This is a genomic window from Streptomyces sp. M-16 (assembly GCF_052114405.1).
Lineage (GTDB): Bacteria > Actinomycetota > Actinomycetes > Streptomycetales > Streptomycetaceae > Streptomyces.
Window position 1 is genome coordinate 71,083 of sequence record NZ_JBFRER010000018.1, and the last position, 13,891, is coordinate 84,973.

General features: G+C 71.1%; 12 protein-coding genes. 7 read left to right on the top strand and 5 right to left on the bottom strand.

What is annotated here, in order from left to right:
* The first annotated feature begins 114 nt into the window (after positions 1–114).
* The 5 genes from AB4039_RS11340 to AB4039_RS11360 all read left to right on the top strand — a co-directional run bounded on the left by AB4039_RS11340 (position 115) and on the right by AB4039_RS11360 (position 5,810).
* Positions 115–876, top strand: coding sequence for an isoprenyl transferase (locus tag AB4039_RS11340; RefSeq protein ID WP_266841925.1), 762 nt, complete (start codon positions 115–117; stop codon positions 874–876).
* A gap of 316 nt (positions 877–1,192) precedes the next feature.
* The gene (locus AB4039_RS11345; RefSeq protein ID WP_030226246.1) at positions 1,193–2,509 is read left to right on the top strand and encodes a PhoH family protein; all 1,317 of its coding nucleotides are present in this window, start codon (positions 1,193–1,195) and stop codon (positions 2,507–2,509) included.
* 433 nt (positions 2,510–2,942) lie between these two features.
* A complete protein-coding gene (locus AB4039_RS11350; RefSeq protein WP_266841927.1) occupies positions 2,943–3,665 on the top strand; it encodes a transglycosylase SLT domain-containing protein in 723 nt (240 codons plus the stop codon).
* A 116-nt stretch (positions 3,666–3,781) separates the two neighbouring features.
* Positions 3,782–5,125, top strand: a complete 1,344-nt coding sequence (locus AB4039_RS11355) for an AI-2E family transporter (RefSeq protein ID WP_266841929.1) — start codon at positions 3,782–3,784, stop codon at positions 5,123–5,125.
* Positions 5,109–5,810: a hypothetical protein gene (locus tag AB4039_RS11360; RefSeq protein WP_442270625.1), complete on the top strand. Its 702-nt coding sequence runs from the start codon at positions 5,109–5,111 to the stop codon at positions 5,808–5,810. Before AB4039_RS11355 ends, AB4039_RS11360 begins: the two co-directional genes overlap by 17 nt.
* A gap of 59 nt (positions 5,811–5,869) precedes the next feature.
* Here AB4039_RS11360 and AB4039_RS11365 read toward each other — a convergent pair whose 3' ends face one another.
* Positions 5,870–6,409, bottom strand: coding sequence for an alkyl hydroperoxide reductase (locus AB4039_RS11365; RefSeq protein WP_266841932.1), 540 nt, complete (start codon positions 6,407–6,409; stop codon positions 5,870–5,872).
* 3 nt (positions 6,410–6,412) lie between these two features.
* Positions 6,413–6,967, bottom strand: coding sequence for a peroxiredoxin (locus tag AB4039_RS11370; protein ID WP_030226236.1), 555 nt, complete (start codon positions 6,965–6,967; stop codon positions 6,413–6,415).
* A gap of 135 nt (positions 6,968–7,102) precedes the next feature.
* Here AB4039_RS11370 and AB4039_RS11375 point away from each other — a divergent pair, with 135 nt between their 5' ends.
* Positions 7,103–8,086, top strand: a complete 984-nt coding sequence (locus tag AB4039_RS11375; RefSeq protein WP_442270626.1) for a hydrogen peroxide-inducible genes activator — start codon at positions 7,103–7,105, stop codon at positions 8,084–8,086.
* A 100-nt stretch (positions 8,087–8,186) separates the two neighbouring features.
* Here the strand turns inward: AB4039_RS11375 and AB4039_RS11380 are convergent, their stop codons facing one another.
* Positions 8,187–8,447 (bottom strand): hypothetical protein, encoded by a 261-nt coding sequence (locus AB4039_RS11380; protein ID WP_266841936.1) that lies wholly within the window; start codon positions 8,445–8,447, stop codon positions 8,187–8,189.
* Positions 8,444–9,355: an SPFH domain-containing protein gene (locus AB4039_RS11385; protein WP_266841938.1), complete on the bottom strand. Its 912-nt coding sequence runs from the start codon at positions 9,353–9,355 to the stop codon at positions 8,444–8,446. Before AB4039_RS11385 ends, AB4039_RS11380 begins: the two co-directional genes overlap by 4 nt.
* Positions 9,356–9,598: 243 nt before the next feature.
* Here AB4039_RS11385 and AB4039_RS11390 point away from each other — a divergent pair, with 243 nt between their 5' ends.
* Positions 9,599–11,884, top strand: coding sequence for a transglycosylase domain-containing protein (locus AB4039_RS11390; protein WP_266841939.1), 2,286 nt, complete (start codon positions 9,599–9,601; stop codon positions 11,882–11,884).
* A 109-nt stretch (positions 11,885–11,993) separates the two neighbouring features.
* On the opposite strand, the gene AB4039_RS11395 is transcribed toward AB4039_RS11390, so the two are convergent.
* Positions 11,994–13,891, bottom strand: a 1,898-nt coding sequence (locus AB4039_RS11395; RefSeq protein WP_442270627.1) for a SpoIIE family protein phosphatase, incomplete at its 5' end; no start/stop codon positions are given.

A 13,891-nucleotide genomic window follows, 5' to 3' on the forward strand; every position in this document is an offset into this window, starting at 1 on the left:
TCACGGACTTGTGACCGACCGAGTTGGGTACCCGATCCCGCCGCGCAGTAATGTGGCGGCCTCGGGGGAGACCGCAATCCGCACGGGGGCATTGCACGGAGGGGCTGGAAGATCGTGAAGCTGCGCGACCTGGTGTACAGGCTTTACGCACGCCGGGTGGAAGGCCGCCTCGACCACGACGCGTCGCCCAAGCACATCGGCGTCATCCTGGACGGGAACCGGCGCTGGGCCAAGGCGGCGGGGAGCACCACGGTGCAGGGCCATCAGGCCGGCGCCGACAAGATCTCCGAGATGCTCGGCTGGTGCACCGAGACGGACGTCGAGGTCGTCACCCTGTGGATGCTGTCCACGGACAACCTGGACCGGCCGGAGGTCGAGCTCCGCCCGCTGCTCAACATCATCGAGAACACGGTCCGGGGCCTCGCCGCGGACGGCCGCTGGCGCGTCCACCACGTGGGCAACCTCGACATCCTGCCCGCACAGACCCAGTCGGTGCTCAAGGAGGCCGAGCAGGCCACGCACGACGTCGACGGGATACTCGTCAACGTCGCCGTGGGCTACGGCGGCCGCCAGGAGATCGCGGACGCCGTGCGCTCGCTGCTCCTGGAGCACGCCGAGAAGGGCACCTCCTTCGAGGAGCTCGCCGAGGTCCTGGACATCGACCACATCGCCGAGCACCTCTACACGCGCGGCCAGCCCGACCCGGACCTGGTGATCCGTACCAGCGGCGAGCAGCGGCTGTCCGGATTCATGCTGTGGCAGAGCGCCCACTCGGAGTACTACTTCTGCGAGGTCTTCTGGCCGGCCTTCCGCAAGGTCGACTTCCTGCGCGCGCTGCGCGACTACGCCGCCCGCCACCGGCGCTACGGCACCTGACCCCGCGGAGCTGACGCCCCTTCGGTCCCTCCCGCCCCCTCGTGAACCCTTCACCAGGGATTCACCGAGCGTCCGTCATATGCCATGGCATGGCGGCGCATGTTCGAGGGCATAACCCAGGCAGGTCGACGCCCGATCCACGGGTGTCGAGTCTCAGCGGACGGCACAGGGCCGTCCGCCCGGGAGGCCCTTTGCACCAGGACGCGCGTGCGGTTCGCACGGACGGATTGGAGGGCCGGAATTCGGCCCTGGCATGGGTGCCGTTGACCGGTCCGGTCTTCATGGCCCGACCTCTTCCGAGGGGGTACGTCCTTCCGTGGTGACCAGCACAAAGCGCCGCCTGCCCGACAGGCGGACCTACGTCCTCGACACCAGCGTCCTGCTGGCAGACCCCAACGCCTTCTCCCGCTTCGACGAGCACGAGGTCGTGCTCCCGATCGTGGTGATCACAGAGCTGGAGGCAAAGAGGCACCATCCCGAACTCGGCTACTTCGCGCGTCAGGCCCTGCGCCTGCTCGACGACTTCCGGGTCCGCTACGGTCGCCTCGACGCCCCCATCCCGCTGGGCGATCTGGGCGGGACCCTGCGCGTCGAGCTCAACCACTCCGACCCGGGCGTCCTGCCCGCCGGCTTCCGGCTGGGGGACAACGACTCGCGCATCCTCGCGGTCGCCCGCAACCTCCAGGCCGAGGGCTACGACGTCACGGTCGTCTCGAAGGACCTCCCCCTGCGCATCAAGGCCTCCTCCGTGGGGCTGCTCGCGGAGGAGTACCGCGCGGAACTCGCGATCACCGGTGCAGGCTGGACCGGCATGAGCGAGCTCGCCCTCTCCGGGGAGCAGGTGGACCTCCTCTACTCCGAGGAACGGCTCTACGTACCGGAGGCCGCGGAGCTGCCCGTGCACACCGGACTGGTCCTGCAGTCCGAGCGCGGCAAGGCCCTGGGCCGGGTCACGGCCGACGGCAACGTGAAGCTCGTCCGCGGCGACCGGGAGGCCTTCGGGCTGCACGGCCGCAGCGCCGAACAGCGCATCGCCCTCGACCTGCTGCTCGACCCGGAGATCGGGATCATGTCGATGGGCGGCCGGGCCGGCACCGGAAAGTCGGCACTGGCGCTGTGCGCGGGCCTGGAGGCGGTCCTGGAGCGCAGGCAGCACAAGAAGGTGATGGTCTTCCGCCCGCTGTACGCGGTCGGCGGCCAGGACCTCGGCTACCTGCCCGGCGACGCGTCCGAGAAGATGAGCCCCTGGGCGCAGGCGGTCTTCGACACCCTCTCGGCGGTGGCCGGGCGCGAGGTCATCGAGGAGGTGCTGGGCCGCGGGATGCTGGAGGTCCTGCCGCTCACGCACATCCGCGGCCGCTCGCTCCACGACTCCTTCGTGATCGTGGACGAGGCCCAGTCGCTGGAGCGCAACGTCCTGCTGACCGTTCTGTCCCGGATCGGGGCCAATTCGCGGGTGGTTCTGACCCACGACGTGGCCCAGCGGGACAATCTGCGGGTCGGCCGGTACGACGGAGTGGTCGCCGTCGTTGAGAAGCTGAAGGGGCATCCGCTCTTCGCCCACGTCACGCTGACCCGTTCCGAGCGCTCCCCGATCGCGGCCCTGGTCACCGAGATGCTCGAAACGCTCTGACCGGCACCGATCGCCCACCCGGCCCGAAAGGGTCAAAAACCCCATAGCGGGAAGGCGAGTTGGCGCCGCCCGGCAAAGGCCCAGGAGCCTAGCCGGGCGGCGTCCTGCTGCACAGGGCTTTGTCGAAAACAACGGCAACATGCCAGGTGTGACCTTTCCCACGCAACGTGGAATTGCCCTGCGGCGTCGCGGTCCGGCAGAGTCTGTTTTCCGTCAGGCCCCGCATACGGCACACCTGTATCTCCCGTGGGATACGCGCAGCACCACAACTCCACAGCCGATGTCCGTATGCCGCCCGGTTTCACGTGGCAGCCCCCGCAGGGGAGTTGCCCACGGGCCCGCGTCTCCAGTGACCGAACCTTCCCGGAGACCAGTGTCGAGGGGCACTCTCGCGCCCGCGCGGTCACTGCGGACGCTGCTGGAAGGACACCGTGTGAGCCGGATTTCGGTCCGGGGGTTCGCAGTGGCTTCGGCCACCGCGGTCACCACCGTCGGCGCAGTCGTCGGCGTCGCCACCGGCGACGCCGCCTCCTCGAACGACATCGAGACCACCGCGTCGGGTGCGACTCTCCTCACTGACATCCCGGTCGGCGAGCAGGCCCAGGTCCAGAGCGCGTCCCTGACGCAGCAGGCCGACGCCATCGCCCACGCCGCCGACACCGACGCCAAGCGTTCGGCGGAAGAGGCCGCCCGCCTCCAGGCCGCCGAGGACGCCAAGTCCAAGAAGGCCGACGCCGAGAAGGCGGAGAAGGCCAAGCAGGACGAGGCCGAGGCCAAGCTCAAGAAGGAGCGCGAGGAGAAGGACGAGGTCGCGAGCCGGTCCGCCACCCGCGACGCCGGCGACTTCCCGCTCCAGGGCTCCTACACGGTCTCCCAGGTCAAGGCGATCGCCCAGCAGCTGGTCCCCTCGGGCCAGTTCCAGTGCTTCTCCAACATCATCAACGAGGAATCCACCTGGAACTACCAGGCGGTCAACTCCTCCTCGGGCGCCTACGGCCTGGTCCAGGCGCTCCCCGGTTCGAAGATGGCCTCGGCCGGCTCGGACTGGCGCACCAACCCGGCCACCCAGATCAAGTGGGGCCTGGGCTACATGAACGAGCGCTACGGCAGCCCGTGCAGCGCCTGGAGCTTCCACCAGGCCAACGGCTGGTACTAGCGGAACCGCCTCCGGGCCGGTTCAACCTTGAGGGGCCCCGCACCGTCCTACGGTGCGGGGCCCCTCGCGTGTACGGTCGTGCGAGGTGTGACCGAAGGACGGGGGAAGGGAACGAGATGTCGAAGAGGGCAGGCTGGCTCGGCCGGCTCGGCAGCAGACTGAGCCGGATGGAGGCGCGCCTCGACGAACGGCGGGCCGAGGTCGAGGCCGAGGCCACCGGGGAGCCGGTGGCGCCCGTCGTGGCCGCCGCCGAGGCGCCCGTCCCCGTACCGCAGGCCGCGTCCGGGGCGCTCCCGCCGCCGGCCCGGCCCGATCCGGTGACCGTCATCCCCTGGGGCATGCGCGTGGCCGCCGAGGCCAGCTGGCGGCTGCTGCTGCTCGCCGGGATGCTCTGGGTGCTGATGAAGGTGATCAGTGAAGTCCGGCTGGTCGTCCTCGCCTTCGCGGCCGCCCTGCTGGTGACCGCACTGCTCCAGCCCTTCGTGGTCCGGCTGCGCAGGCTCGGGCTGCCGAGGGGGCTGGCCACCGCCGTCACGGCGATCCTCGGCTTCGTCGTCATCGGACTGGTCGGCTGGTTCGTGGTCTGGCAGGTCATGGAGAACCTCGACGACCTCTCCAACCGGCTGCGCGAGGGCATCAACGAGCTCAAGAGCTGGGCCCTGGACAGTCCGTTCCACGTGACCGAGAAGCAGATCAACGACATCGCGAAGAACCTCAGCGAGACGATCGGCACCAACACCGAGGAGATCACCTCCGCCGGGCTCCAGGGCGTGACGGTCCTCGTCGAGGTGCTGACGGGCATGCTGCTCGCGATGTTCTCGACGCTCTTCCTGCTCTACGACGGCGCGAAGATCTGGAACTGGGTGCTCGGCCTGGTCCCGGCCGCGGCCCGCCCCGGCCTCTCGGGCGCCGGTCCGCGCGCCTGGCGCACGCTCACCGCGTACGTGCGCGGCACCGTCCTCGTCGCGCTCATCGACGCCGTCTTCATCGGCCTCGGGCTCTACTTCCTCGACGTGACGATGGCCGTGCCGCTGGCCGTGTTCATCTTCCTGTTCGCCTTCATCCCGCTGGTCGGCGCCGTGGTCTCCGGGGCGCTCGCCGTGGTCGTTGCGCTGGTGACGCAGGGTCCGTTCATCGCCCTCATGGTGCTGCTGGTGGTGCTGGCGGTGCAGCAGATCGAGGGTCACGTGCTCCAGCCCTTCATCCTGGGCCGCGCGGTACGGGTCCACCCGCTCGCGGTGGTGCTCTCGGTCGCGGCCGGCGGGTTGATCGCGGGGATCGGCGGCGCGGTGGTCGCCGTACCGCTGGTCGCCGTCACGAACACGGTCGTCGGCTACCTGCGGGCCCACGCCCGCGAGCGGCACCTCCCGTCCGTCGCGATGGGTCCGGCCCCGCACGGAGCCACTGCCACGTCCGTGGCCGTGACGGGGCCGGGGGCCGGCGATGATCAGCGAGCCTGAGCTCGAAGGGGAGTGGCCCGCGGGCCGGCCCGCCGGGGCGGCCCGACCGGACGCTCCGTCCGCGTCCCCGCCTCTGTCCCCGTCCCCGCCGCCGGGCGGCGGGCGCGTGCCGTGGCGGTGGGCGCTGGGCGGGGCGGTGCTGGCCTCGGTGGTGTGGGCGGGCGTACTGGTCGTGCAGGAACGTTCCGCCGAGGCCGGGCCGCCGATCCGCTACCGGCACGCCGAGAACCTGTGCGACGAGGCGCCCCTCAGGATGCTCTCCGGGGTCGGCGGCTCGATCGACGGGAGGACGGTCAAACACGGCGAGGGCCCCGTACAGGACTGGTCCTACTGCGGGGTCGGCATGAGCGGCGTCGACCGGATGCCCGGCTACGAGAACCAGGTCCTGGTCGAGTTGCACAAGAAGGCCGACCCCGGTCCGGAGTTCGGCGCCGGTCCGGGGCTGGAGCCCGGCACGCGGCTGGAGGGCGCCGAGGTGGAGCAGGTCCCCGGGCTCGGGGAACGGGCGCTGCTGACCGCGCAGGTGGGTCAGGTCCGGCTGCAGGTGCTCGACGGCGGGGCGGTCTTCACCCTGAGCGCCCACTGGTTCGGCGTGAACGGCGGGGCGCAGGACCCGGACGACGACGCGGTCAAGGCCGCGGTGATCGAGGACATGCGCGAGCTCATGGTCAGGCTGCGCAAGTGAACGCGCAGGGCCCCCACGGCCGGTGACGGCTGTGGGGGCCCTGTCGCTCGCGCGGGTGACTACTCGGCGGCCAGGGCCGCTTCGGCGTCGAGGGTGACGGCGACGGCCTGGATCACCGAGGCGATCTTGAAGGCCTCCTGGACCGTCTCGCGGTCCACGCCCGCCTTGCGCAGGACCTGCTCGTGCGAGTCCAGGCACTGGCCGCAGCCGTTGACCGCGGAGACCGCGAGCGACCACAGCTCGAAGTCGATCTTCTCCACGCCCGGGTTGCCGATGACGTTCATCCGCAGGCCCGCGCGCAGCGTGCCGTACTCCGGGTCGGAGAGCAGGTGGCGCGTGCGGTAGAAGACGTTGTTCATCGCCATGATCGCCGCGGCGGACTTGGCGGCGGTGTACGCCTCGGGCGACAGGGCCGCCTTCGCCTCGGGCTCCAGCTCGCGCAGGACGCGCGGGGAGCGGGAAGCGATCGCGCAGGACAGGACGGTGCCCCACAGCTGCTGCTGCGAGAGGGTGTCCTGATTGCCGATGACCGAACCGAGGTTCAGCTTCAGGTCCTTGGCGAAGTCCGGTACGGCGGACTTGAGGGAGTCGAGGGACATCCGTCACTCACCGGCCAGCAGGGCGCCCGCGTTGATGGTGTCGTCGCCCTTGTTCCAGTTGCAGGGGCACAGCTCGTCGGTCTGCAGGGCGTCGAGGACCCGCAGGACCTCCTTGGGGTTACGGCCCACGGAACCGGCGGTCACCATCGAGAACTGGATCTCGTTGTTCGGGTCCACGATGAAGACGGCGCGCATCGGCAGGCCGTCCTCGCCGAGGATGCCCAGCTCGGTCGACAGCTCGCGCTTGATGTCGGACATCATCGGGAAGGGCAGGTCACGCAGGTCGGCGTGGTCCTTGCGCCAGGCGTGGTGGACGTACTCGGAGTCGAGGGAGAAGCCGAGGACCTGCGCGTCGCGGTCGGCGAACTCCTCGTTCAGCTTGCCGAAGGCGGCGATCTCCGTCGGGCACACGAAGGTGAAGTCCAGCGGCCATGCGAAGACGACCTTCCACTTGCCCTCGTAGGTCTTGTGGTCGATCTGCGCGAACTCGCTGCCGGCTTCGAGGGAGACGCAGGCGGTCAGGTCGTAGCTGGGGAACTTGTCACCGACAGTGAGCACGAACTCTCCTTGCAAACGGGAAAGTGACCCTTTTGGGGGCTTTCCGAAGGGGTTGGACGGATCTCACATGCTGACACAGCTGCATTGATTACGGAAATAGCTACTCTTGTGATGGCTGATCGGAGGTACCTATCAGTGGCTGTCGGTAATAGGGGACCGAAGCAGTTGAAGCAGTTGAAGCAGACGAGACAGGCCAAGCAGCCGACGCTGGCCCAGTTGCGCGCCTTCGCGGCGGTCGCCGAACACCTGCACTTCCGGGACGCCGCCGCGGCGATCGGCATGAGCCAGCCCGCGCTCTCGGGCGCCGTCTCCGCGCTGGAGGAGGCCCTCGGGGTGCAGCTGCTGGAGCGCACCACCCGCAAGGTGCTGCTCTCCCCGGCGGGCGAGCGGATCGCCGCCCGCGCGCGCGGCGTGCTCGACGCGATGGGCGGCCTGCTGGAGGAGGCCGAGGCGGTCCGGGCCCCCTTCACCGGGGTGCTGCGGCTCGGGGTGATCCCCACCGTGGCCCCGTACCTGCTGCCGACCGTGCTCGGGCTCTTCCAGCGGCGCTACCCGCGCATGGACCTCCAGGTGCACGAGGAGCAGACGGCCTCGCTGCTGGAGGGGCTGGCCGGAGGGCGCCTCGACCTGCTGCTGCTCGCGGTGCCGCTCGGTATGCCGGGCGTCACCGAACTGCCCCTCTTCGACGAGGACTTCGTCCTGCTGGCCCCGCGCGAGCACCCGCTGGCCGGGCGGCGCGACATCCCGCGCGAGGAACTGCGCGGCCTCCAGCTGCTGTTGCTCGACGAGGGCCACTGTCTGCGCGACCAGGCCCTGGACATCTGCCGCGAGGCGGGCCGCAGCGCCGGGGCGGACGTCACCACGACCGCCGCCGGACTGTCCACGCTCGTCCAGCTGGTCGCGGGCGGGCTCGGGGTCACCCTGCTGCCCCGCACCGCCCTGCGCCTGGAGACCGCCCGCAACGAGTACCTGGCCACCGGTTACTTCGCCGAGCCGGCCCCCTCGCGGCGGATCGCACTGGCCATGCGGACCGGGACGGCCCGGCAGGAGGAGTTCCGGGCCGTCGCCGCCGCGCTGCGCGAGGCGGTGCGCCCGCTCCCGGTGTGGCCCACCGACTGAGGCGGCCGCCCGCGCGGGCGCACCGCCCGCGCGGGTCACTCCGTACGCGGGCCGTCCGGGAGGGTGGGCCCGGTGGGGCGCTGCCGGCCGGACGGGGCGGTCAGCTGTCCGGCTGCGTGGTGCGCGGCCGGCCGCGCGGCGGGATGGGGGCGGCGCCGCCCGGGAGGCGGCCCGTCTCCGACAGGGCCCGGCGCAGCAGGAACTCGATCTGCGCGTTGGCGCTGCGCAGCTCCTCGCCGGCCCAGCGCGCGAGCGCGTCGTAGACCTGCGGGTCCAGGCGCAGGAGCACCTGCTTGCGCGCCTGCCGTGCGGTCCGGGGTGCGGGCCGGCCCGCACCCGGGTCCTCGCCGCCGGGGGTCACTGGTAGAGGGTGCCCGTGTTGATGACGGGCTGGGCCGCGCGGTCGCCGCAGAGCACCACCATCAGGTTCGACACCATGGAGGCCTTGCGCTCCGGGTCCAGGTCCACGATCTCCTCCTCGGCCAGTCGCGTCAGGGCCAGTTCCACCATGCCCACCGCGCCCTCGACGATCTGCTTGCGGGCCGCCACGACCGCGCCGGCCTGCTGGCGCTGGAGCATCGCGGAGGCGATCTCCGGAGCGTACGCGAGATGCGTGAAGCGGGACTCGATGATCTCCACGCCCGCCGTCTGCACCCGGGTGGCCAGCTCCGCCGAGAGCTTCTCGGTGATCTCCTCCGCGTTGCCGCGCAGCGAGAGCCCGCCCTCGTCATGGGCGTCGTAGGGGTACTCGATCGCGATGTGCCGCACGGCCGTCTCGGTCTGCGTCTCGACGAACTCCGTGAAGTCCTCGACCTCGAACACCGCGCGCGCGGTCTCGGAGACCCGCCAGACCACGACGGCGGCGAGCTCGATCGGGTTGCCGTAGGCGTCGTTGACCTTCAGGACGGCGGTCTCGTGGTTGCGGACCCGGGTGGAGATCTTCCTGCGGGAGGTCAGCGGGTTGACCCAGCGCAGTCCGTCCGCCCGGATCGTGCCGCGGTAGCGGCCGAAGAGCTGGACCACGCGGGCCTCGCCGGGGGCCACCGTGTTCAGTCCCATCATGGCGAACAGCGAGCACAGGGCCAGCAGGATCCCGGCCGTGATCATCGCCGCCTTGGGTCCCGTCGCGGTCACCGTCGCGCCGGAGGCGATCAGGGCCACCCCGGCCGCCGTGCCCAACAGGCCCAGCAGCAGGGCCAGTCCGCCGCCGACGCTGTGCGCCGCGAACTCCCGGACCTCACTCGGCTGCCGGTCGACTGCGGTTGTCATGGAATACCCCCGTTTGATGTGGGGCGTCCGGCCGTGGCCGGCCGGAGCGCCTAGCAAAGTGATATCACTTTTTGCGTTCACCGCAACCCTTCAGGTCTCATGGGCGTCGGTTCCATCGGAGTGGGTGCTGATTCTCACGTCCGAATTGACCGGTATTGATCAGGGTTAGCCGTCCTTTGTCACAGCCTGCGGTGTTAGTTTTCTGAGCTGACGTCGGGGGGGTAATCGAGCGGAGCGGGAGCGATGGGCCGAGCAGAGGCGCGACGGGCGCAGCAGCAGCGCGGTGCGCGAAAAGCGCCGAGCGGGCGTGCGGGCAAGTCGACCGGGAAGACCGGGAAGAAGCGCAGCGGCATACGTCGCTTCCTCAACTGGAAGACGATCCTGGGGACTTTCCTCGGAGGTGCCCTGCTCCTCATCATCGGAGCGGTCGCCCTCTACTTCTCCGTGGACCCGCCGGACCCGAACAAGAACGCGATCCTCCAGAGCAACACGTACAAGTACGCCGACGGCTCGATCATGGCCCGCACCGGCCAGATGAACCGCGAGATCCTCCCGATCGACAAGATCCCCGAGGACGTGCGGACGGCCTTCATCGCCATCGAGAACAAGTCCTTCTACAAGGACAGCGGCGTCGACGCGATCGGTGTCGCCCGAGGCCTCTTCAACACGGCCACCGGCCGCGGCAAGGCCGGCGGATCGACGATCACCCAGCAGTACGTCAAGAACTACTACCTGACCCAGGACCAGTCGGCGACCCGCAAGCTCCGTGAGCTGGTGATCTCGATCAAGGTCGACCAGCGCATGAAGAAGAACGAGATCCTCGCCGGTTACCTCAACACCAACTTCTACGGCCGCAACGCCTACGGCATCCAGGCCGCGGCCCAGGCCTACTACGGCATCGACGCCGAGAAGCTGAACCTGGAGCAGGCCGCCTACCTCGCCGCCGTCATCCAGGCCCCCAGCCAGTACGACTGGGCGATCGCCGGTCCCAACGGCAAGCGGCTGGTCATGATCCGCTTCAACGCCGTCCTCGACAACATGGTCGAGATGGGCAAGCTGGACCAGGCCAAGCGGGCGACCCTGAAGTTCCAGGAGCCCATCAAGCCCAAGCCCCTCCCGGGCATGGACGGACAGAAGGGCTACCTGGTCCAGGCCGCCAAGCAGGAGCTGGGCCGCCAGGGCATCAAGGACGCCGACATCGCCGCCGGCGGCTGGACCATCACCCTCAACGTCGACAAGAAGAAGCAGGCCGCGCTGGAGAAGGCCGTCGACGACGAGCTGGAGTCCAAGCTCGACCGCAAGAACACCAAGGACCGCCCCCAGGACCAGAGCGTCCAGGCCGGCGCCACCTCCGTCGACGCCAAGACCGGCGCGATCGTCGCGATGTACGGCGGCGTGGGCCTGACGGAGAAGGCCGAGAGCAACGCCCTGCGCACCGACTTCCAGCCGGGCTCGACCTTCAAGCCGGTCGTGCTGGCCACCGCCCTGGAAACCGGCGCGAAGACCCAGGACGGCCGTCCGATCACGCCGAACGCCCTCTACGACGGCACCAGCAAGCGCCCCGTCGTCGGCAGCGCGACCGCCTTCGCCCCGCAGAACCAGGACAACATCAACTACGGCGACCCGATGCTCACGGTCCAGGAGGCCACCAACTCCTCCGTGAACTCCGTGTACGCCCAGATGATCGTCGACGCCAAGCCGGAGAAGGTGAAGGAGACCGCGCTCGCCCTCGGCATGCGCGACCGCGACGGCTGGCCGGCCGACAGGCCCGCCATGTCGCTCGGCACCATGAGCGCCAACACCGTCGAGATGGCCGGCGTCTACGCCACCTTCGGCAACCACGGCAAGAAGGTCACCCCGACCATCGTCAAGAAGGCCGAGCACGCGGACGCCGACTTCAAGCCGGTCAACCCGATCGGCGGGCAGGTGCTCACGGCCAAGACCGCCGACACCGTCACCAAGGTCCTCACCGGCGTGGTCGAGGACGGTTCCGGCAAGGCCGTGCGCAGCTCCGCCTACGAGGCCGCGGGCAAGACCGGCACCACCGAGTCCAACGTGGCGGCCTGGTTCACCGGCTACACCCCGGAGCTCGTCACCGTCGTCGCGATGTTCGGCGAGGACCCGAACACGCACAACCAGGTCACCCTGACCGGTACCGCCGGAAAGGGCCGCGCGGGCGGTTCCAGCTTCCCCGCCCAGATCTGGCAGGCGTACACCACGGCCGCGCTCAGGGGCCAGACCACCGGCCAGTTCGACCTGGAGGACGCCGAGATGGGCACGCCTCCGGCGCCGACCCGCAGCCCGTCGCCCACCGCGTCGAACCAGACCGTCGCCCCGACGCCGACCAGCTCCGCCACCCGCTCCACCGGCTCCCCGGACCCCACGGGCAGCTCCGGCAAGCCGGACCCGACCGGGCCGACGAAGGACCCGACGCCGACGAAGAAGCCCACGCCGCCGACGAAGGACCCGACGCCGCCCACGAAGGACCCGACGCCCCCCGGGCCGCCGAACCCGCTCCTGGGCCGGTAGGCACCCCGGTACCGCGACGCACCGCCGCCCCGCAGCGATCATGCTGCGGGGCGGCGGTGTTCGTGGGTACGGGAGCGGTTCTGGGATCCGGGAGCGGCCGGACGGGACGTCAGCGGCGGTCGTGCGCTCCCGGCAGCGGGAGCTCGAACCAGACGACCTTCCCGCTGCTCAGCCGGGTGGCGCCCCAGCGCCGGGCCAGCCGGTTGACCAGGAACAGGCCGCGCCCGCCCTCGTCGGTCTCCCGCGCCCGCCGCTGGCGCGGCAGCTGCGGGGAGTCGTCGCCGACCTCGCAGCGCAGCACGTCCGTGCGCAGCAGGCGCAGCGTCACGGGCCGCTCGGCGTACCGGACGGCATTGGTGACCACCTCGCTGACCAGCAGCTCCAGCGAGTCGCTCAGCTCCTCCAGACCCCAGCGGGTCAGCGCGCGCCGGGCGAAGCGGCGGGCCCGGCCGGGAGCGGTCTCCTCCGGGTCCAGGAACCAGTACGCGACGTCGCTCGGCGCGATGCCCTCGAAACGGGCCGCGAGCAGGGCGATGTCGTCGTCCCGGTCGCCCGGCCCGAGCATGTCCAGCACGTCGTCGCAGAGGGCCTCCAGCGGCGGCGAATGGTCCAGCCCCGTCAGCTGCGCGGTGGTCGCGAGCCGCTCGCGCAGCTGCTCGATGCCGGTCCACACGTCCCGCAGCCGGGACTCCACCAGCCCGTCCGTGTACAGCAGCAGGGTGGCCCCGGCCGGGGCGTCCAGCTCGACGGCCTCGAAGTCCACGCCGCCGACCCCGATGGGGGCGCCCGGCGGGACGCGCAGCACCTCGGCCCGGCCGCCCAGGTGGAGCAGCACCGGCGGCGGGTGGCCGGCGTTGGCGATGGTGATCCGGTGCGAGACGGGGTCGTAGACCGCGTAGAGGCAGGTGGCCATCCGGTCGGAGCCCAGCCGCTGCGCCTGCTCGTCCAGGTGGTGCAGCACCTCGGCGGGCGGCAGGTCCAGCTGGGCCAGGGTCTGCGCCGTGGTGCGCAGCTGGCCCATGATCGCGGCGGAGGTCATGGAGTGGCCCATGACGTCGCCGACGACCAGCGCGACCCGGCTCCCGGGCAGCGGTATGGCGTCGTACCAGTCGCCGCCCACCCGGGCCGTCTCGGCGGCGGGAAGGTAGCGCGAGGCGAGCCGCACCCCGGTGGGCTGGGGGAGGCTGTCCGGCAGCATGGTGCGCTGCAACTCGTCGGCGATGTAGGCCTCGCGGCCGTAGAGCACCGCCTTGTCGATGCCGAGCGCGGTGTGCGTGGCCAGCTGGGCGGCGACGAGCAGGTCGTTCTGTTCGAAGGCGTCCCGGTCCGGGGTGCGCAGGAACACCGCCGCGCCGATGACGCGCCGACGGCCCCGCAGCGGGGCCAGGATGGCCCGCTGGCCGCGCGGCACCGGGTGGTCGGACCCCAGCAGCTCCGGGAGCGCGTCGCGGGCTCCTGCGGCCGATCCGAAGACGGGCCGTACGCCGCGCAGCACTTCGGCGAGGGCCCCGCCGGGGCGGATCTCGCAGAGCTCGGCCGCGGGCAGGTCACCCTGCGGGCCGACCAGCGGCAGCTGGCTGAAGTCGAGCTCCCCGGCGGCCCCCGCCCCCGTGCCCTCGCCCTCGGCCAGCGCCAGGTCGTCGATCGGCCGGAGCCGGTCGGTGCGCCGGAGCCTTAAAACGACCGGGCCGACGGGCCGCTCGTCGCCGACGGGCAGCGGGTCGCGCAGGTAGACGAGGATGGCGTCGGAGAAGGTGGGCACGGTCGCCCGGCACAGGCCCAGCACGATCTCGTCGAGGTCGATGCCGCGCGCGATCCGCCGGGTGGCGGCGCCGACGAAGCGCAGCCGGTCGCCCTCGCGGCGCGCCACGCTCACCTCACCGGGACCGGTGGCACCCGTCCCGGAGCCGGACCCCGGTACCGGTGGCGCGCCGGTGACCGGGGGCGGGCCGGTGACCGGGGACGCCGCCGCGGGATCCGTGCCCGCCGTGCCCGCCGTGCCCGCCG